A 17,172-nucleotide genomic window follows, 5' to 3' on the forward strand; every position below is an offset into this window, starting at 1 on the left:
AGAAGAAGCAGCCCGAAACGCATGATGTTGGCAGCATAGCCGAGCCCTGCTGTGCAGCCAGTGGCGTATCACCATGCGGGATGTCGGCGGGATGTCGGCGAAAAGGACATCCCGCCGCCCCGTTCAACACCGTTTTGTGCGAATCATGGCCGCTACCGGTGACAGCTCGGTAACCCAGTGCCACATTGCTTTCTATGAACGCACACCGCGCGCACTCACCGCAGGCCCATCCCGTCTTCTGCACGATCGTGCCTCCGCACCTTCTCGACCAGGTATCCAGGCACAGCGACGACGTCCTCTCCAGGCCGGCCCGGCGCACCCTGGAGCGGGACGCGACCCAGCGCACCCGGCGCCGGATCACCACGGTGCGTCACGGCCTCCTCGCGGCAGCACCGGCTGCGCCGGACGTCGACGCTGCGGACCGCAAGCCGCAGCGCACCATCTCCGACGCGGAGAACAAGGAGCAGCTGCCCGGCAAGACGGTCCGCGAGGAGGGTTCCGAGCCCGTCCAGGACGCCTCGGTCAACCGCGCGTACGCGGGTCTGGGCGCCACCTTCGAGCTGTTTCTGAGCGTCTACGACCGCTACTCGATCGACGGCGCGGGGCTGCCCCTGGACGCGACCGTGCACTACGGCGAGGAGTACGGCAACGCCTTCTGGGACGGCGAACGCATGGTGTTCGGCGACGGTGACGGCGAGCTCTTCCGCGACTTCACGCTGCCGGTCGAGGTCATCGGCCACGAGCTGACCCACGGCGTGACGCAGTACACGGCCAATCTGGAGTACTTCGGCCAGTCCGGAGCGCTCAACGAGTCGGTCTCCGACGTCTTCGGCTCGCTGATCAAGCAGCACGGCCTGGGCCAGAGCGCACAGGAGGCAGACTGGCTGATCGGCTCCGGACTGTTCACCGACCGGGTGGAGGGCGAGGCCCTGCGCTCGATGAAGGCGCCCGGCACGGCCTACGACGACGACGTGCTCGGCAAGGACCCGCAGCCGGCGACGATGGAGGACTACGTAGAGACCGGCACCGACAACGGTGGGGTGCACATCAATTCCGGCATCCCCAACCACGCCTTCTACAAGCTCGCCGTGGATCTGGGCGGCAACGCCTGGGAACGCGCGGGCCAGATCTGGTACGACACCCTCACCGGTGGCTCGCTCCAGCCGGACACGGACTTCGCGGCCTTCGCCGCGGCGACCACCGAGACCGCCAAGTCCCGCTACGGCGACGGCAGCGACGAACACGAGGCGGTACGCAAGTGCTGGTCCGAGGTGGGTGTGACCACGGAGTGACGACTCGCTGACGCCGTCGGCCCGAAGCAGCCTTTCCGGCACTTAACGTGCGGCCGGACGGCCGGGAAGATGGACGTATGCGTATCACTGTCATTCGCACGGGTGGCTTCGGCGGGCTCTCCCGCCGGGCCACCCTCGACACCGCGGGCCGACCCGACGCCGAGGAGCTCGCGCACCTGGCCGACCAGGCGGTGCGCGAGGGCCTCAGCGAGGCGCCGATGGGCGTGCCCGACGGATTCCACTACGAGGTGAGCATCGAGAGCGGCTCCGCCGGCCACCGGCCGGGAGACGCCTCCAGGCCCGCCACCGCCCACTTCGCCGACCCCAAGCTCACCGAGGCCCAGTCGGCGCTGGTGAGAAAGGTGCTCAAGGAAGGAGCATGAGCGAGCCCTGCCCTGGTCCGTGCCTGATCAGGGCAGGTAGTACATGGGGTTGGGCAGCTTGACCTTCCGGTCGGCGTACCCGCCCTTCAGGTCGCTGTACTGGTCGCCGAAGTTGGCGAGGATGTCGTAGCCCTGGCCCTCGATGTGCTTGCGCGTGCCCGATTTGTACTCGACGGTCGTACAGTCGCTGCCGCAGTCGAGGTAGGGCGGCGGGTGCTCCTCGTTCTTGAGGAAGAAGCGGTCCTTGCCGACCGGGTTCTTGTAGCCGACCTTCTTGAGGTTCCGCACACTCCAGTCGCGCTGGTGCTCCTTGCGCCCGGTCACCAGAAACACCGTGATGCCCTTGCTGTGGGCCCAGTTGACGAGCTTCCGCATGCCGAAGACCGGGTCCATGTTCTTGGTGCGCAGGTACTCGTCCTGCGCCTGCGGCGTGAAGTGGTAGCCGATCTCGCGCTCGAAGTTGTAGGTGAGCAGCGTGGTGTCGTCCACGTCGAACACCACGGCGGGCTTGTTCCCCGAGCCGGCTGCGGAGCCGTGCCCGGAGTCGTACTTGCGCAGGTCGCGTTCGAGGTCCTTGCGAGCCTTCGCGGCAATGCTGCGGGTCTGCTTGGCGTAATTGCTGTGCGGTGAGGCGTAGTGCTCGCCGTCCGGGGTCTCGATGTCGCCGTAGTACGCCTCGATCTTGGTCTTCACCTGGTCGAGGTTGGGGATCTCCTTGTCGGTCCTGGGCGCCGCGTGGTCGGCCGTGGCCTGCCCGACCCCGAAGAAGGCCGTACCCGCGACGGCGGCGACGGCCACAAGGGGCAGAACTGAACGGAGAGAACGGGGCATTGCGCGGCTCCTCGCGGCAGTTGGCAGTTGGCAGGGGCATGAGAGCCCGGTGAAGTTCCCGGGGAACGTAGCAGCGCACTCAACCGGTCATCTACGCGCGGAGATTCAACGATGTGTAAAACCTGCGCGGCTGCGACGGCGTCGCAGCCAGGGCGGGTGGCCGAGTCGGAGTGTTAGCACTCTGAGTGTTGTGTTGATTACGTCATGCCGGGCAGCCGGACGCTCCTCTTACGGCCACCTCTTCGGCCTCTCCCGCCTCGCCCACCTCTCCCACGCCGGGGTTCCGCGCGGGGGCGCGCCCTTGCGCGAGCACCGGCCGCGTTCCGGAAGCACTATGGTCGGTGGCACGCCGCACGGTCGGTGAAATTTCCCCGGCCTCCGGCCGGAGGCCGGGGCGGACGGGGACAGCGAGTCGACGGTCTACGGGGAAGGCACGGTGAGCACGGTGAGCACGCGCAGGACCCCCGAGGCCGGTCCTCCCGCAGCCCCCGGCCGGGGGGATCACCAGCCCGGCCGGCCTGGAGGCGGTTCCGTACATCCCCCGCGCCACGGGCACCCGGCGCCCTGCCCGCACCCCACCCGCGCGCACCCGCGGCAGCCGCACCGCGCCGCGCTCTCCCGCCCGCTGTTCGACCCGCTGGCAGCGGTCCGCGTACCGGGCGACCCGCGCTGGGACGTCTATCTGACCGGCACCGTCTTCCTCGACATCATCTTCACCGGGCTCGACTCGGCTCCCGTACGCGGCACCGAGTCCTGGGCCCGCGGCATGGGTTCCTCGCCCGGCGGCATCGCCAACATGGCCACCGCGCTCGCCCGGCTCGGCCTGCGCACATCGCTCGCCGCCGCGTTCGGCGACGACATGTACGGCGACTACTGCCGTGAGGAGTTGGAGTCGGGCGAGGGCATCGACCTCTCCCTCTCGCACACCGTCCCCGGCTGGCACTCGCCCGTCACCGTCTCGATGGCGTACGAGGGCGAACGCACGATGATCTCGCACGGGCACGAGGCACCGCCCAAGAACGCGGCCACCGCCTACGACCCGGACGCGCCCGAATGCCCGCCCCCGGCCACCGCGTGCGTCTCCTCGCTGGTACCGGGGCGCCCCCAGGAGTGGATCGCGACGGCCGCGCGGCGCGGCAGCCGCATCTTCGCCGACGTCGGCTGGGACGAGACCGGTCGCTGGGACCTCGCGGCGCTGGCCGAACTGCCCGACTGCGAGGCGTTCCTGCCCAACGCGGCCGAGGCGATGCGCTACACCCGCGCCGAGACCCCGCACGCCGCCGCGCACGCACTCGCCGAGCACGTACCGGTCGCCGTCGTGACCATGGGAGCGGACGGTGCGTACGCCGTGGACGCACGCACCGGGGAGACCGCGACCGTGCCGGGCATCTCCGTCGAGGCGCTGGACACCACGGGGGCGGGCGATGTGTTCGTCGCGGGCTTCGTGACCGGCAGCCTCGCCGGGTGGCCGCTGACCGACCGGCTCGCCTTCGCCGGGCTGACCGCCGCGCTGTCCGTCCAGGAGTTCGGCGGCTCCCTCTCGGCGCCCGGCTGGCCGGAGATCGCCGCCTGGTGGCGCGAGTTCGGCTCCAAGGGCTCCGGGTGCGCGCGGTACGCCTTTCTGGAGCGCATCCTCACCAACTGCGCCGCCTCGGCTCCCCCGCGCCGGGCGGTACCGACGTTGGGGTTCCGCCCCCCGGCGGGCTGACCTCGCGGGCGGCGGGGCTCGTCGTCCGGAGGCCGGGCGGGGTAAAGCTCGGGGCGTCGTAAAGTAAATAAACGGTAACTTTCCGTATATATATGCGCATGTCCGCGAAGAGGCTGTTCGCCCCTTTCGGTGGGTTCACTTCACTTGGCCTGCTCCTTCCCCTGAGCCTCGAAAGGACGCGCCATGCGCTACGGAAAAGCGCTGCGGGCGGAAGTTCGCTCCCCAGGAACCACCCCGCTCATCGGGGTCTACGACATGTACTCGGCGTCGATCGCCACCCAGCACTACGACGGGCTCTTCGTCTCCGGGTTCGGCTTTGCCGCCTCGCACTACGGGCTCCCGGACATCGGCTTCATCGCGTGGCCCGACATGGTGGGGTTCGTGAGCCGGCTGCGCCTGGCCTTCCCCGCCCAGCATCTGCTGGTCGACATCGACGACGGCTACGGGGACCCGGAGGCCGCCTGCCACGTCGTGCAGCATCTGGAGCGGATCGGCGCATCCGGAGTCGTCCTGGAGGACCAGAAACGCCCGCGCCGGTGCGGCCACGCCGACGGGAAGCTGGTGCTTCCCCTGGAGGAGTACCTCGAAAAGCTCCAGCTCGTGCTGGAGAGCAGGCGTGACCTGGTGGTCGTCGCCCGTACCGACGCCACGGAGGAGGCCGACGTCCTGCGCCGGGCCCAGGCACTGGCGGAGACCGACGCGGACGTCGTGCTGGTCGACGGGGTACGCAGCGTCGAGTGGATCAGCCGGGTCCGGGACGTCATCGGAGACAAGCCGTTGCTCTTCAACCAGCTCGCGGGCGGGAAGTCCCCCCGGCTCTCGCTGAGCGAACTGACGGAACTGGGGTGCCAGGTGGCGATCTACAGCACGCCCTGTCTGTTCGCCGCGCACTCCGCCATCGACACCGCGCTGAGCGAGCTCAAGGCGTCCGACGGACGCCTGCCCGAGTTCTCCGTCCCCGGATCGATCGGCGTACGGGCCTCCACGGAACTGCTGGAGAAGAACATCAGCAGGCACCACCCGCTCGCCTCCCAGCTCGTCTCCGGCTGAGTCCGCTCGCGGCTGCCCCTGTCCGCACCCGCAACCCCGTCCCCCCCCCGTCCGCACCGTTCACAAAATCAGTGAGCCGTGTCAGAGGGCCGTCGTACCCTGGGAGCCGTAGAGAACAACACCGCAGCGAGGGAGATGAGCAGGCCCCTGAGGCCGCCCATGACGCAGACAACCCCACCCCAGGCCGGATCCGGGCAGCAGACAGCCCGCTTCACCGTGCCACCCACGCACCCCATGGTGACGGTGCTGGGCTCCGGAGACTCTCTGCTGCGCGTGATCGAGGATGCGTTCCCCGGTACGGATATTCATGTCCGGGGCAACGAGATCAGCGCGACCGGTAACCCCGCGGAGGTCGCCCTCGTCCAGCGCCTTTTCGACGAGATGATGCTGGTGCTCCGCGCCGGCCAGCCGATGACGGAGGACGCGGTGGAGCGCTCGATCTCCATGCTGCGCGCGCAGGAGAACGGCACGGGTGCCGTCGACGAGACGCCCGCCGAGGTGCTCACCCAGAACATCCTCTCCAACCGAGGCCGCACGATCCGCCCCAAGACGCTCAACCAGAAGCGCTATGTGGACGCGATCGACAAGCACACGGTCGTCTTCGGCATCGGCCCGGCCGGCACCGGCAAGACGTATCTCGCGATGGCCAAGGCGGTGCAGGCGCTCCAGGCCAAGCAGGTCACACGCATCATCCTGACCCGGCCCGCGGTCGAGGCGGGCGAGCGGCTCGGCTATCTGCCCGGCACGCTCTACGAAAAGATCGACCCGTATCTGCGGCCGCTGTACGACGCGCTGCACGACATGCTCGACCCCGACTCGATCCCCCGTCTGATGGCGGCCGGGACGATCGAGGTGGCGCCGCTGGCGTATATGCGAGGCAGGACGCTGAACGACGCGTTCATCATCCTGGACGAGGCGCAGAACACGAACCCCGAGCAGATGAAGATGTTCCTCACCCGGCTCGGCTTCGACTCCAAGATCGTGATCACGGGCGATGTGACCCAGGTCGATCTGCCGGGCGGGACGAAGAGCGGGCTGCGCCAGGTGCGGGAGATCCTGGAGGGCGTCGAAGATGTCCACTTCTCGCTGCTGACCAGCACGGACGTGGTCCGGCACAAGCTGGTGGGCCGTATTGTCGACGCGTACGAACGCTACGACAACGACCAGCAGCAGACCGGTCCGGCCGAAGGCGACAGCGCGGGCGCGGGCGCGAACCGCGGCCACCGCAAGAGGAAGTAACCGGCACCCACCATGTCGATCGACGTGAACAACGAGTCCGGCCGCCAGGTCGACGAGGAGGCGGTGCTCGACATCGCCCGCTACTCACTGGCCCGGATGCGTATCCATCCGCTGTCGGAGCTTTCGGTGATCGCCGTCGATGCGGCCACCATGGAGCAGCTGCACCGGCAGTGGATGGAACTGCCGGGACCCACGGATGTGATGTCCTTCCCGATGGACGAGCTGCGCCCGCCCTCCCGGGACGAGGAGGAGCCCCCGCATGGCCTGCTCGGTGACATCGTGCTGTGTCCCGAGGTGGCCGAGAAGCAGGGCGCGGACGCTCCGACGAAGCACTCCATGGACGAGGAGCTGCAACTGCTCACCGTGCACGGAGTGCTGCACCTGCTGGGCTACGACCACGAGGAGCCCGGCGAGCGGGCCGAGATGTTCGGTCTCCAGTCCGCGATCGTCGACGGCTGGCGCGCCGAGCGCGGCCTGACCGGCCCCTCACCCGCCCCCACGACGACATCGTGAGCACTCCGCTCGTCGCCGCTGTCGTCCTGCTGGTGATCGTCGCGTGGCTGGCCGCCTGCGCGGAGGCCGGGCTGGCGCGTACGACCAGTTACCGGGCCGAGGAGGCGGTGCGCCAAGGGCGGCGCGGCGGCGCGAAGCTCGCGGCGGTCGCCGCCGAGCCGACCCGCTATCTCAACCTGGCCCTGCTGCTGCGGGTGGCCTGCGAGGTGGCGGCCGGTTCGCTGGTGACGTACGCCTGTCTGCGCGCCATCGACGGGACCTGGCAGGCGCTTGCCGTCGCGATAGGAGTGATGGTCTTCGTCTCCTATGTCGCCATCGGCGTCTCGCCCCGCACCATCGGCCGCCAGCACCCGCTGAACACGGCGACGGCCGCCTCGTACGTACTGCTACCGCTGGCCCGCATTCTGGGCCCGGTGCCGCAGCTGCTGATCCTGCTCGGTAACGCGCTCACCCCGGGTAAGGGCTTCCGCAAGGGACCGTTCGCCAGTGAGGCGGAGCTGCGCGCGATGGTGGACCTCGCGGAGCGGGAGTCGCTGATCGAGGCGGAGGAGCGGAAGATGGTGCACTCCGTCTTCCAGCTCGGCGACCGGCTGGTGCGCGAGGTGATGGTGCCGCGCACGGACCTGATCACGATCGAGCGGTTCAAGACGATCCGGCAGGCGCTGACGCTGGCGCTGCGCTCGGGTTTCTCGCGGATCCCGGTGGTCGGGGAGAGCGAGGACGACGTGGTGGGCGTCGTCTACCTCAAGGACCTGGCCCGGAAGGTGCACATCAGCCGGGACGCGGAGACCGAACTGGTCTCCACCGCGATGCGGCCCGCCACGTTCGTACCGGACACCAAGAACGCGGGCGATCTGCTGCGGGAGATGCAGAAGGACCGGATCCATGTCTCCGTGGTGATCGACGAGTACGGCGGCACGGCCGGGATCGTCACCATCGAGGACATCCTGGAGGAGATCGTCGGCGAGATCGCCGACGAGTACGACCGCGAACTGCCGCCGGTCGAGGAGCTGGGCGAGGGCCGCTACCGGGTCACCGCGCGGCTGGACATCGGCGATCTGGGCGAGCTGTTCGGGCTGACGGGGCTGGACGACGAGGACGTGGAGACGGTCGGCGGGCTGCTCGCCAAGTCGCTGGGCCGGGTGCCGATCGCCGGTGCCACCACCACGGTCGATGTGTCCGAGGACCGCTCCGACCCCACCCTGACGGGCCTTCGGCTGACCGCCGAGTCCCCGGCGGGCCGCCGGAACAAGATCGTGACGGTGCTCGTCGAGCCCGTACGGGAGCCGGTGCGCACGGACGGCGAGGAGAGCACGGCGCTCAGCGAGAGCTGACTCTCCGGCGGTTGATGCAGCAGAGGCGACCGTCCGGTGGCTGATACCCCAGACGCCGACCGTCCAGCGGCTGCTGCCGCAGAGGCCGACCGTCCGGCGGTTGTCATAGGCGGCACCTACGCTCAGAGCCATGACGCCTGAAGAGCTCAGAGCCTGCTGCCTGGAGCAGAACGGTGCGTGGGAGGACTTTCCCTTCCCCGGGAATCCAGGGCTCTCCACGTTCAAGATCAGGGAGAAGATCTTCGCCATCAGCGCCCTGGACGAGGCCCCGCTCCGGGTGAGCCTCAAGTGCGACCCGGAGATCGCGGTGCGGCTGCGCGAGTCACATCCGGCGGTGCAGCCGGGCTGGCACCTCAACAAGCGCCACTGGAACACGGTGTTCCTCGACGGGAGCCTCCCGGACCGGACCGTGCGGGAGATGATCGAGGACTCCTACGACCTGGTGGTCGCCGGGCTGCCCCGGTGGGAGCGGCTGCGGCTGGGCCAGAGCTGACGGCAGGGCCGCGCGCCGCCGTCCGCCACCTGTTCGGCGGTCGTCGGCTCGCGGTGCGGTGCTGCGGCTGGTGGGTTGAGTCAGAGGCCGTCCGAAAGGCGATCCCATGCGCGCTGCACGCTGCTCTCCCGTCGCCGGTGTCCTGGTCGCCGCCGCCTTGCTGACCCTGGCGGGCTGCGGCGGCGACGACGGTGTGAACTCCGGCAAGACCTCCTCGCCCTCGCCGCCGCCGTCGAAGCCCGGCGCCACCCCTACCGGTTCGCCCTCGAAAGTGACCGGGCCGCTCAGCGAACAGCAGGCCCGGGCCGCGCTGCTGGTGGAGGGCAACCTGCCCGCCGGGTGGCGGCACGCGGATCTGGACGACAGCACCGCGGCGGGGGACGCGCCCGACGATCTGAGCACCAAGGACCGCAACTGCAAGCAGCTGCTCGACGCGCTCGGCGGCGACGTGGACCGGCACGAGGCACGGACCGACGCCTCCCGAGACTACCGCAGGAGTGCGAACGGTCCGTACCTCTCCAGCGAGATCGCCTCCTACGACAAGGAGGAGGGCGACGGCTCGAAGCGGGCGCTGAGCACCTTCAAGAGCGTGCGCGCCAGTTGCAAGAAGTTCACCGCCGAGAACAACGCGGTCACCGTCGACTTCACCGTCTCCCCGCTGAAGGTCGAGCCCGGCGCGGACAGTGCGTGCGCCCGGCTGCGGGGTACCGCCAGGGGCGGCCCGGCCGATGGGAAGCAGCTCACCCTCGACCTTGTGCTGGCGCGGGTGAAGCAGTCAACGACGGGGCTGGCGCTGTTGTCCGTCGGCGACGGCGACAAGGCGCTGACCGCGCGGGTGGCGGGGGCCGCCGCCGAGCGGCTCAAGGATGTGACCGCCGGGCGCATCCCCTCGCCGACGGTGCCGCCGGAGGGCGACTAGCGCGTGCCCGGCATGGGGGGCTGCGCTTGCCCACCCTGCGCCCCTGGCGCAGACTGCCCAAGCACAGCAGGGGGACGCGCCCCGTAAGGGGCGCGGGGAACTGCGCGACCAGCCACAACGAAACCCGCAGCCCGCATACAACGGACGGGGCACCCCCTCCCCGACTAGCGCCGCTGCGCAGCAGGCCGGCGGCGGCCCAGGGTGAGGGCCACCAAGGTGCCGATGGCGAGCAGGACGAGGGTGTCGGCGCCGAGGCCGAGCTTGATCCCTCCGAGGGTGGCATCCGCGGCGGGGGTGCCACCGTCGCGCAGGACGCCCGCCCAGCCGACGGACAGGGCGCTCAGCAGCGGGATACCGAGGGCCAGGCCGAGCTGCATGGCGCTGGTGACCAGGGAGGTGGCGCGGCCCTGGTCGGCGTCGTCGAGGCCGGAGGTGGCGGTGACGCCGTAGGTGACGACGGCCACCAGGTGCAGTCCGCTGGCCAGCGAGACGGCGACCACGACCAGCCACAGCCCGCTCTCGACGCCCAGGCCCAGCAGCGCCGCCGTCAGCACGCCCTGGCCGAGCAGGCCCAGCGCGAGGGTGCGCGGGGCACCGATCCGGCGGGCGATCCGGGGTGCGAGGGCGCCGCCCGCGACGGAGGCGAGCCCCTGCACACCGAAGACGAGCCCGGAGACGAGCGCGGAGACTCCCAGCAGGTCCTGGAGATAGAGCGTCATCAAGAAGACGACGGCGGTCATCATCGAGACGGTGACGAGCCCGGCCAGGTTGCCGAAGGCGACGGAGGGCCGGCGCAGCATCCACAGCGGCAGCAGCGGCTCGGCGCTGCGCGCCTCCACCCGGACGAACAGGGCGAGCAGCAGCAGTCCGGCAATGATCGCGACCAGCACGTCGGGCCGGGTGAAGCCCTCCTCGGCGGCGGTGGACAGCCCGTAGACGATGCCGAACAGCCCGCCGGTCACGGTCAGCGCGCCGGGGACGTCCAGCCGGGCGCGCTCCCCCCGGCTCTCGCTCAGCAGCCGGGGTGCGGCCAGCAGTACCAGCACGCCTCCCACGCCGAGCAGGCCCATGGTGGAGCGCCAGCCGAGGGTGTCGGTGAGGATGCCGCCGAGGACCATGCCGACGGTGAACCCGAGCGCCATCAGCGAACCGTTGATGCTCAGCGCCTTGGTGCGCTTGGGGCCCTCGGCGAACGAGGTGGTGATCAGGGCCATACCGGTGGGCACCAGCGCGGCGGCGCCGAGCCCCTGGAGTGCGCGCCCGGCCAGGAAGAGCGGTGCACTGGGCGCGAGCGCTGCCAGCACCGAGGCGCCAGTGAAGACGGCCAGCCCGGTCAGGAACGTACGGCGGCGGCCCAGCTGGTCGCCCAGCCGGCCGAAGAGCAGCAGGAAACTGCCGGTGGGCAGCGCGAACGCGGTGACGGCCCATTGCAGTCCGGCCTCGCCCAGCCCGAGGTCGGGGCCGAGGACGGGCAGCGCGACGTTCAGTACGGAGAAGTCGAGCGCGACGAGGAACTGCGAGGCGCACAGCACCACGAGGAGCAGCACCTCGCGCGGGGTGAAGCGGTGGGAATCAGCCGGTTGTTCGGAACGGACAGAGTCGGTGACCGGCTCGGGCGCGGTCGTCTCCGGTACGGAAGCGGTCGTTGGCATGGTCACAGCCTGCTGGCGCGGAACAGACCGTGGGGAGCTGCTGTTTATGGTGGTGCCCGCACCACCACACTCAGGGAGGGGATCAGGTGGCCAGCACCCCAAGGAGTCGACCGGAGAAATCCCGGCGCGGTGAGGAGTTGCGCACGTTCCTGCGCTCCCGCCGGGCGCGGGTCTCCCCCGCCGAGGCCGGGCTGCCGGACGGGGGTGCGCGGCGCAGGACCCCGGGGCTGCGCCGCGAGGAGGTGGCGGTGCTGGCCGGCGTGGGCGCCTCCTGGTACCAGTGGCTGGAACAGGGCCGGGACATCACCGTCTCGCCGCAGGTCCTCGACGCGGTGGCACGGGTGCTGCGGATGAACCCCGCAGAGCGCTGGCATCTGTACGTCCTGGCGGGCCTCAACCCGCCGCTGCCCGAGTCCGAGTACGACCGCGACTATCTGTGCGACGGGATGCAGCGGCTCATCGACGGCTGGATGCCGTACCCGGCACACATCATGGACCCGTACTTCAGCGCCGTCGGGCTCAACGAGTCGGCGCGGCTGGTGATGGGCATGGACGCACAGGAGAACTGCATCATCAACTTCTTCTGCGACGAGCGCTACCGTGCCCGCTCGAAGAGCTGGGAGCAGAACGCTCCGGGCGTCGTCGCGGAGCTGCGCGCCTCGCTGGCGGAGTGGCCCGAGGACGAGGGGTTCCAGCTGCTGCTGGAGGAGTTGCTGGCGAACAGCGAGGACTTCCGCCGGCTGTGGGAGCTGGGCGATGTCTCCCGCCCCGGACAGCGGCTCAAGGAGCTGGACCATCCGGTGGTGGGCGCGCTGCACTTCGAGTCGACGACGCTCCAGGTGCCGGCCCGCCCCGACCTCAGGCTCATCCTGCACAACCCGGTCGCGGGCACGGGCACCGCCGAGAAGCTCCAGCGGCTGGCCGAGCCGGAGGTACGCCGCGCCACGATCCACCGGGTCGCGGGGTGAGGCGCCCGGCGGCCGAGGGCCGAGGCACCCGGCACGGTTGTCGTGGCCACCGCATATGCTCGCCGTCATGAGTGACCAGAGCACCGCCGGGCTGGATCCGGAAGACCGCAAGATCGTCACCCTGGCGCGCAGCGCCCGCGCCCGCAACGCCGTCCAGGAGGGCGCCGCCGTACGGGACGAGACGGGCCGCACCTACGTCGCCGGGTCGGTCGCGCTGCCCTCGCTCCAGCTGTCCGCGCTGCGTACGGCGGTGGCGATGGCGGTGGCCTCGGGCGCCACGTCCCTGGAGGCGGCGGCCGTGGTCTCGCAGGCCGAGCAGCTCCCGGCCGAGGACCTGGCGACCGTACGGGACCTGGGCGGGCCCACCACCCCGGTGCACCTCGCCGGTCCGGACGGCGAGGTCCACTCGACGGTGACGGCGGGCTGAGTACCGGCCCAGGGCCGGGCCTCCCCGTCCATCGGGGACAATGGTCGTCATGAACGCATCTTCTGCCGCCGCCGGCACCACAGAAGGCGGTACTCCGCGCGAAGCGCACCCGCATCGGTCGGGCTTCGCCTGCTTCGTCGGCCGTCCGAACGCGGGCAAGTCGACGTTGACCAACGCGCTGGTGGGCACGAAGGTCGCGATCACCTCCACCCGTCCGCAGACCACCCGGCACACGGTGCGCGGCATCGTGCACCGCCCGGAGGCGCAGCTCGTCCTGGTGGACACCCCGGGCCTGCACAAGCCGCGCACCCTGCTCGGCGAACGCCTCAACGACGTGGTGCGCACCACCTGGGCCGAGGTCGACGTCATCGGCTTCTGCGTGCCCGCCGACCAGAAGATCGGCCCGGGTGACCGCTTCATCGCGGGTGAGCTGGCCGAGCTGAGGAAGCGCACGCCGAAGGTGGCCGTCGTCACCAAGACCGACCTGGTTTCGGGCAAGGCGCTGGCGGAGCAGTTGCTCGCCGTCGACCAGCTCGGGCGGGAGCTGGGCGTCGAGTGGGCGGAGATCGTCCCGGTCTCCGCCACCGAGGGCTCCCAGGTGGGACTGCTGGCCGAGCTGCTGGTGCCGCTGCTGCCGGAGGGCCCGCCGCTGTACCCGGACGGCGATCTGACGGACGAGCCCGAGCAGGTCATGGTCGCCGAGCTGATCCGCGAGGCGGCGCTGGAGGGCGTACGGGACGAGCTGCCGCACTCGATCGCGGTGGTGGTCGAGGAGATGGTGCCCCGCGAGGACCGCCCCGCGGACCGCCCGCTGCTGGACGTGCACGCCAACATCTTCATCGAACGGCCCAGCCAGAAGGGCATCGTCATCGGCCCCAAGGGCAAGCGCCTCAAGGAGGTCGGCAGCAGCTCGCGCCGGCACATCGAGGCGCTGCTGGGCACGCCTGTCTACCTCGACCTGCATGTCAAGGTCGCCAAGGACTGGCAGCGCGACCCCAAGCAGCTGCGCCGCCTCGGCTTCTGACGGCCCGCGGACTCCGGGAGGGCCGACTCCGGGAGGGCTCAGACCCGCTTGGGCACCGGCACGCGCATCAGGTCCTGGGCCGCCGTCAGTTCGCCCTCGAACCCGGCGGCGCGGGCCTCGGCGGCGAACAGGGCGGTGTCCTGGTAGCGCTGCGAGAAGTGCGTCAGCACCAGATGCCGTACGCCCGACTCGGCAGCGACCCGGCCCGCCTGAAAGGCCGTCAGGTGGCCGGAGACCTCGGCCAGCTCGGTGTCGGCCTGCAGGAACGTCGACTCGATGACGAGCATGTCGCAGCCCGCGGCCAGCTCATGGACCCCCTCGCACAACCGGGTGTCCATGACGAAGGCGAAGCGCTGGCCCCGCCGCGGCTCGCTGACCTCCTCCAGCCGCACCCCGCGCAGCTCCCCCTCCTGCTGGAGACGGCCCACGTCCGGACCGCTGATACCGCGCTCCGCCAGCAGGTCGGGCAGCATTCGGCGCGCGTCGGGCTCCGTGAGCCGGTATCCGAAGGTGTCGATACGGTGCGAGAGCCGACGCGCCTCCAGGGTGAAGGGCATCTGCGGCTCCTCCGCGCCCCCGGCGAGCACTCCGGGACCGGCGATGGGCACCTCGCGCAGCCTGATCGTGTCGTGGAACGGCGTGGCATTGCGCAGCCGGTCGAAGTAGTCGCGCCCGCTCGCCGGAAAGTAGGCCGTCACCTCGTGCGGCACCCCGTCGAGGCTCATGTGCTGGATGACGCCGGGCAGCCCGAGGGTGTGGTCGCCGTGAAAGTGCGTCAGGCAGATACGGGTCAGATCGTGTGCGGCGACGGAGGTGTGCAGCATCTGCCGCTGGGTGCCTTCACCCGGGTCGAACAGGATGCCCTCGCCGTCCCACAGCAGGACGTACCCGTTGTGGTTGCGCTCCCGGGTGGGTACCTGGCTGGCGGTACCCAGCACGACCAGTTCTCGCACCGACATCGCGGCTACCGCCTCACCCGGGCGGCCATTCGAGGCCACGGCCCCCGAGAACGTGCGCATGTGCGTGGAAGACCGTCTGCCCCGCGCCCGAACCGGTGTTGAAGACCACCCGGTAGCCGGTGCCCGGGCCGCCGTGCGGCACGGCGATCTTCTCCAGCTGCGCCACCTCACCGGCCTCCCGCACCATATCGGCGATCAACTGCGGGGAGGCCGCCGCGAGGGAGGCCGCGTCCGGGTAGTGCGCCCTCGGGATCACCAGCACGTGGGTGGGCGCCTGCGGGTTGATGTCCCGGAACGCGACGGTCGTCTCGGTCTCCCGCACCAGCGTCGCCGGCACCTCACCCGCGGCAATCTTGCAGAACAGGCAGTCCTGCTGCGGTTCTCCGTTGGAAGCCATGCCGGGATGTTACCCGAGCACCGGTCAGGGCCCCGGTGTTCGGCCCGGCCCCCGTGCCCCGCACCTCCAGCGGCCGCGGGAGCTCAACCCCAGCGGCCGCAGCGCGCGAGCACCACCGCGGTGGCGGCCGTCCCGGCGGTGGAGGTCCGCAACACGCTCGGCCCGAGCCGGAAGGGCGCGGCGCCGGCTCCGGCGAACAGCTCCAGCTCCTCCGGAGCCACCCCGCCCTCGGGGCCCACCACCAGCACGATCTCCCCTGCCGAGGGCAACTCGGCGGTGGCCAGCGGTGTGCTGCCTTCCTCGTGCAGCACGCCCGCGAAGTCGGCGGCCCGCAACAGCTCCGCGACCTCCCGCGCCGATGCGAGGTCGGCCACCTGCGGAAAGCGCAGGCGCCGCGCCTGCTTCCCCGCCTCCCGCGCCGTGTTCCGCCACTTGGCGAGCGACTTGGCAGCCCGCTCGCCCTTCCACCGGGTCACTGCCCGCGAAGCCGCCCACGGCACGACGGCGTCCACCCCCGTCTCCGTCATCGTCTCCACGGCCAGCTCCCCCCGGTCCCCCTTGGGCAGCGCCTGTACGACGGTGATCCGGGGGCGCGGTTCCGGCTCGTTGAGGATCTCGCGGACGGCGACCTCCAGCCGGTCCTTGCCCTCGGCGGCGGTCACGCTCCCGTACGCGCCGGTGCCCGCGCCGTCCGTGAGTACGACCTCCTCCCCCGGCCGCAGCCTGCGGACGGAGACGGCGTGCCGACCCTCCGGCCCGTCGAGCACCACCGTGCCGGGATGCAGCAGTCCGGAGTCGGCGAGGAAGACCGGCGCGCTCATGAGGGCACCTCCCGCAGTGCCGCACGCGCCTCGGCGAGCTCGGCCGCCAGCACCTCCACCAGTTGTCCGGCGGGCAACTCCCGGGCCAGCCGGTGCCCTTGGCCCGCCCACAGCGCCATCGCCTGCGGGTCGCCCGCCTTCGCCGCCGCCGTGCGCAGCCCGGCCGTCAGATAGTGGAGCTGGGGATATGCGGCGGGCGCGTACGGACCGTGCTCACGCAGGAAGCGGTTGACCAGTCCCCGCGCCGGGCGCCCCGAGAAGGCCCGGGTCAGCTCGGTACGGGTGAACAGCGGGTTGGTCAGCGCCTGCTTGTGCAGCGGGTGGGCGCCGGACTCCTCGGTGGCCAGAAAGGCGGTGCCCAACTGCGCCGCCACAGCGCCGGCCGCGAGCACGGCAGCGATCTGCTCACCGCGCATCAGTCCGCCCGCAGCGACGAGGGGCAGTTGCACGGCTTCCCTGACCTGTGTGATCAGCGACAACAGTCCGATGCCGCCGCTCCCCCGGTCGCTCTGCGGGTCGTCGCGGTGTGTGCCCTGGTGCCCGCCCGCCTCTATGCCTTGCAGACACACTGCGTGCGCACCGGCCGTCTGCACCGCCTGCGCCTCCGCGACCGAGGTCGCGGTGACGAGGGTGCGGGTGCCCAGCTCCGCGAGACGCTCCAGTACCCGGCGGGCGGGGCAGCCGAAGTGGAAGGAGACGACGGGGACGGGGTCGTCGTAGAGGATCGCGAGCTTCGCCTCGTACGCGTCGTCCGTCATGCCGTCGGTGTCGCCCAGCTCGGTCTCGTACCAGGTGGCCTCGCCCGCGAGCTGTTCGCGGTAGACGACGACTGCTGACGGGTCGGTGGTCCGGGGCTGCGGCATGAAGAGGTTGACGCCGAACGGGCGCTCTGTGAGCCGCCGCAGCTGTCTGATCTCCTCGTACATCGCCTCCGGCGTCTTGTACCCGGCGGCGAGGAAGCCCAGGCCCCCCGCCTCGCTCACCGCTGCAGCCAGCGCGGGCCGGGAGACCCCGCCCGCCATCGGTGCCTGGATGACGGGATGCGCAGTCAGCTCGTAGAGCGAAGACGACGAGGTCGACATGACCACATCCTGTCACGCCCCCACCACAGCCCCGGCCCAACCCCCGACGCCCCAGAAGACCACCCCCGACCCCCGAACCC

General features: G+C 70.8%; 18 protein-coding genes. 12 read left to right on the plus strand and 6 right to left on the minus strand.

All coding sequences use genetic code 11. The annotated features are described in order from the left end of the window. Positions 1–194: 194 nt before the first annotated feature. Both ACTWP9_RS25165 and ACTWP9_RS25170 read left to right on the plus strand, forming a co-directional pair. Positions 195–1,292, plus strand: a complete 1,098-nt coding sequence (locus ACTWP9_RS25165) for a M4 family metallopeptidase (RefSeq protein WP_443248540.1) — start codon at positions 195–197, stop codon at positions 1,290–1,292. Between the two features lie 77 nt (positions 1,293–1,369). After that, a complete protein-coding gene (locus ACTWP9_RS25170) occupies positions 1,370–1,675 on the plus strand; it encodes a protealysin inhibitor emfourin (protein WP_443248541.1) in 306 nt (101 codons plus the stop codon). A 27-nt stretch (positions 1,676–1,702) separates the two neighbouring features. Here the strand turns inward: ACTWP9_RS25170 and ACTWP9_RS25175 are convergent, their stop codons facing one another. Then, positions 1,703–2,506, minus strand: coding sequence for an HAD family acid phosphatase (locus ACTWP9_RS25175; RefSeq protein ID WP_443248542.1), 804 nt, complete (start codon positions 2,504–2,506; stop codon positions 1,703–1,705). A gap of 436 nt (positions 2,507–2,942) precedes the next feature. Here ACTWP9_RS25175 and ACTWP9_RS25180 point away from each other — a divergent pair, with 436 nt between their 5' ends. The 7 genes from ACTWP9_RS25180 (at position 2,943) to ACTWP9_RS25210 (ending at position 9,762) form a co-directional block, all read left to right on the plus strand. Continuing rightward, positions 2,943–4,214, plus strand: a complete 1,272-nt coding sequence (locus ACTWP9_RS25180) for a PfkB family carbohydrate kinase (RefSeq protein WP_443248543.1) — start codon at positions 2,943–2,945, stop codon at positions 4,212–4,214. A 183-nt stretch (positions 4,215–4,397) separates the two neighbouring features. After that, positions 4,398–5,264 carry an isocitrate lyase/PEP mutase family protein gene (locus ACTWP9_RS25185; RefSeq protein WP_443248544.1) on the plus strand — a complete coding sequence of 289 codons (867 nt, stop codon included), beginning with the start codon at positions 4,398–4,400 and terminating at the stop codon, positions 5,262–5,264. A gap of 159 nt (positions 5,265–5,423) precedes the next feature. Beyond that, complete coding sequence (locus ACTWP9_RS25190) at positions 5,424–6,503, plus strand: PhoH family protein (protein WP_443248545.1); 1,080 nt, start codon at positions 5,424–5,426, stop codon at positions 6,501–6,503. A gap of 12 nt (positions 6,504–6,515) precedes the next feature. After that, positions 6,516–7,016, plus strand: coding sequence for an rRNA maturation RNase YbeY (gene ybeY / locus ACTWP9_RS25195; protein WP_443248546.1), 501 nt, complete (start codon positions 6,516–6,518; stop codon positions 7,014–7,016). Further along, on the plus strand, positions 7,013–8,350 hold the full coding sequence (locus ACTWP9_RS25200) for a hemolysin family protein (protein WP_443248547.1): 1,338 nt from the start codon (positions 7,013–7,015) through the stop codon (positions 8,348–8,350). The genes ybeY and ACTWP9_RS25200 overlap by 4 nt, the downstream gene beginning before the upstream one ends. 130 nt (positions 8,351–8,480) lie before the next feature. Then, positions 8,481–8,843 carry an MmcQ/YjbR family DNA-binding protein gene (locus tag ACTWP9_RS25205; RefSeq protein ID WP_443248548.1) on the plus strand — a complete coding sequence of 121 codons (363 nt, stop codon included), beginning with the start codon at positions 8,481–8,483 and terminating at the stop codon, positions 8,841–8,843. 106 nt (positions 8,844–8,949) lie between these two features. Continuing rightward, a complete protein-coding gene (locus tag ACTWP9_RS25210; RefSeq protein WP_443248549.1) occupies positions 8,950–9,762 on the plus strand; it encodes a hypothetical protein in 813 nt (270 codons plus the stop codon). Positions 9,763–9,926: 164 nt separating this feature from the next. On the opposite strand, the gene ACTWP9_RS25215 is transcribed toward ACTWP9_RS25210, so the two are convergent. Continuing rightward, on the minus strand, positions 9,927–11,414 hold the full coding sequence (locus tag ACTWP9_RS25215) for an MFS transporter (protein WP_443248550.1): 1,488 nt from the start codon (positions 11,412–11,414) through the stop codon (positions 9,927–9,929). A gap of 86 nt (positions 11,415–11,500) precedes the next feature. On the opposite strand from ACTWP9_RS25215, the gene ACTWP9_RS25220 reads away from it, so the two are divergent. The 3 genes from ACTWP9_RS25220 to era all read left to right on the plus strand — a co-directional run bounded on the left by ACTWP9_RS25220 (position 11,501) and on the right by era (position 13,833). Beyond that, on the plus strand, positions 11,501–12,382 hold the full coding sequence (locus tag ACTWP9_RS25220; protein WP_443248551.1) for a helix-turn-helix transcriptional regulator: 882 nt from the start codon (positions 11,501–11,503) through the stop codon (positions 12,380–12,382). Positions 12,383–12,449: 67 nt separating this feature from the next. After that, positions 12,450–12,809, plus strand: a complete 360-nt coding sequence (locus tag ACTWP9_RS25225; RefSeq protein WP_443248552.1) for a cytidine deaminase — start codon at positions 12,450–12,452, stop codon at positions 12,807–12,809. 49 nt (positions 12,810–12,858) lie between these two features. Beyond that, a complete protein-coding gene (gene era, locus ACTWP9_RS25230) occupies positions 12,859–13,833 on the plus strand; it encodes a GTPase Era (RefSeq protein ID WP_443248553.1) in 975 nt (324 codons plus the stop codon). 38 nt (positions 13,834–13,871) lie between these two features. Here the strand turns inward: era and ACTWP9_RS25235 are convergent, their stop codons facing one another. The 4 genes from ACTWP9_RS25235 to ACTWP9_RS25250 all read right to left on the minus strand — a co-directional run bounded on the left by ACTWP9_RS25235 (position 13,872) and on the right by ACTWP9_RS25250 (position 17,092). After that, positions 13,872–14,792: a ribonuclease Z gene (locus ACTWP9_RS25235; protein ID WP_443248554.1), complete on the minus strand. Its 921-nt coding sequence runs from the start codon at positions 14,790–14,792 to the stop codon at positions 13,872–13,874. A 13-nt stretch (positions 14,793–14,805) separates the two neighbouring features. Beyond that, positions 14,806–15,189: a histidine triad nucleotide-binding protein gene (locus ACTWP9_RS25240; RefSeq protein WP_443248555.1), complete on the minus strand. Its 384-nt coding sequence runs from the start codon at positions 15,187–15,189 to the stop codon at positions 14,806–14,808. Between the two features lie 83 nt (positions 15,190–15,272). After that, positions 15,273–16,010 (minus strand): 16S rRNA (uracil(1498)-N(3))-methyltransferase, encoded by a 738-nt coding sequence (locus ACTWP9_RS25245; RefSeq protein WP_443248556.1) that lies wholly within the window; start codon positions 16,008–16,010, stop codon positions 15,273–15,275. Further along, positions 16,007–17,092: a nitronate monooxygenase gene (locus ACTWP9_RS25250; RefSeq protein ID WP_443248557.1), complete on the minus strand. Its 1,086-nt coding sequence runs from the start codon at positions 17,090–17,092 to the stop codon at positions 16,007–16,009. The genes ACTWP9_RS25245 and ACTWP9_RS25250 overlap by 4 nt, the downstream gene beginning before the upstream one ends. Between the last annotated feature and the right edge of the window lie 80 nt (positions 17,093–17,172).

Origin of the sequence: Streptomyces sp. 3N207, assembly GCF_052246355.1 — a bacterium.
Classification (GTDB): Bacteria; Actinomycetota; Actinomycetes; order Streptomycetales; family Streptomycetaceae; genus Streptomyces.

Excerpts from the sequence above, each read along its gene's own strand:
- ACTWP9_RS25235 (WP_443248554.1), bottom strand. The coding sequence starts at position 14,792 with ATGTCGGTGCGAGAACTGGTCGTGCTGGGTACCGCCAGCCAGGTACCC.
- ACTWP9_RS25175 (WP_443248542.1), bottom strand. The coding sequence starts at position 2,506 with ATGCCCCGTTCTCTCCGTTCAGTTCTGCCCCTTGTGGCCGTCGCCGCC.
- ACTWP9_RS25215 (WP_443248550.1), bottom strand. The coding sequence starts at position 11,414 with ATGCCAACGACCGCTTCCGTACCGGAGACGACCGCGCCCGAGCCGGTC.
- ACTWP9_RS25205 (WP_443248548.1), top strand. The coding sequence starts at position 8,481 with ATGACGCCTGAAGAGCTCAGAGCCTGCTGCCTGGAGCAGAACGGTGCG.
- ACTWP9_RS25225 (WP_443248552.1), top strand. The coding sequence starts at position 12,450 with ATGAGTGACCAGAGCACCGCCGGGCTGGATCCGGAAGACCGCAAGATC.
- ybeY (WP_443248546.1), top strand. The coding sequence starts at position 6,516 with ATGTCGATCGACGTGAACAACGAGTCCGGCCGCCAGGTCGACGAGGAG.
- ACTWP9_RS25170 (WP_443248541.1), top strand. The coding sequence starts at position 1,370 with ATGCGTATCACTGTCATTCGCACGGGTGGCTTCGGCGGGCTCTCCCGC.
- ACTWP9_RS25250 (WP_443248557.1), bottom strand. The coding sequence starts at position 17,092 with ATGTCGACCTCGTCGTCTTCGCTCTACGAGCTGACTGCGCATCCCGTC.
- ACTWP9_RS25190 (WP_443248545.1), top strand. The coding sequence starts at position 5,424 with ATGACGCAGACAACCCCACCCCAGGCCGGATCCGGGCAGCAGACAGCC.
- ACTWP9_RS25185 (WP_443248544.1), top strand. The coding sequence starts at position 4,398 with ATGCGCTACGGAAAAGCGCTGCGGGCGGAAGTTCGCTCCCCAGGAACC.
- ACTWP9_RS25165 (WP_443248540.1), top strand. The coding sequence starts at position 195 with ATGAACGCACACCGCGCGCACTCACCGCAGGCCCATCCCGTCTTCTGC.
- ACTWP9_RS25245 (WP_443248556.1), bottom strand. The coding sequence starts at position 16,010 with ATGAGCGCGCCGGTCTTCCTCGCCGACTCCGGACTGCTGCATCCCGGC.
- era (WP_443248553.1), top strand. The coding sequence starts at position 12,859 with ATGAACGCATCTTCTGCCGCCGCCGGCACCACAGAAGGCGGTACTCCG.
- ACTWP9_RS25210 (WP_443248549.1), top strand. The coding sequence starts at position 8,950 with ATGCGCGCTGCACGCTGCTCTCCCGTCGCCGGTGTCCTGGTCGCCGCC.
- ACTWP9_RS25240 (WP_443248555.1), bottom strand. The coding sequence starts at position 15,189 with ATGGCTTCCAACGGAGAACCGCAGCAGGACTGCCTGTTCTGCAAGATT.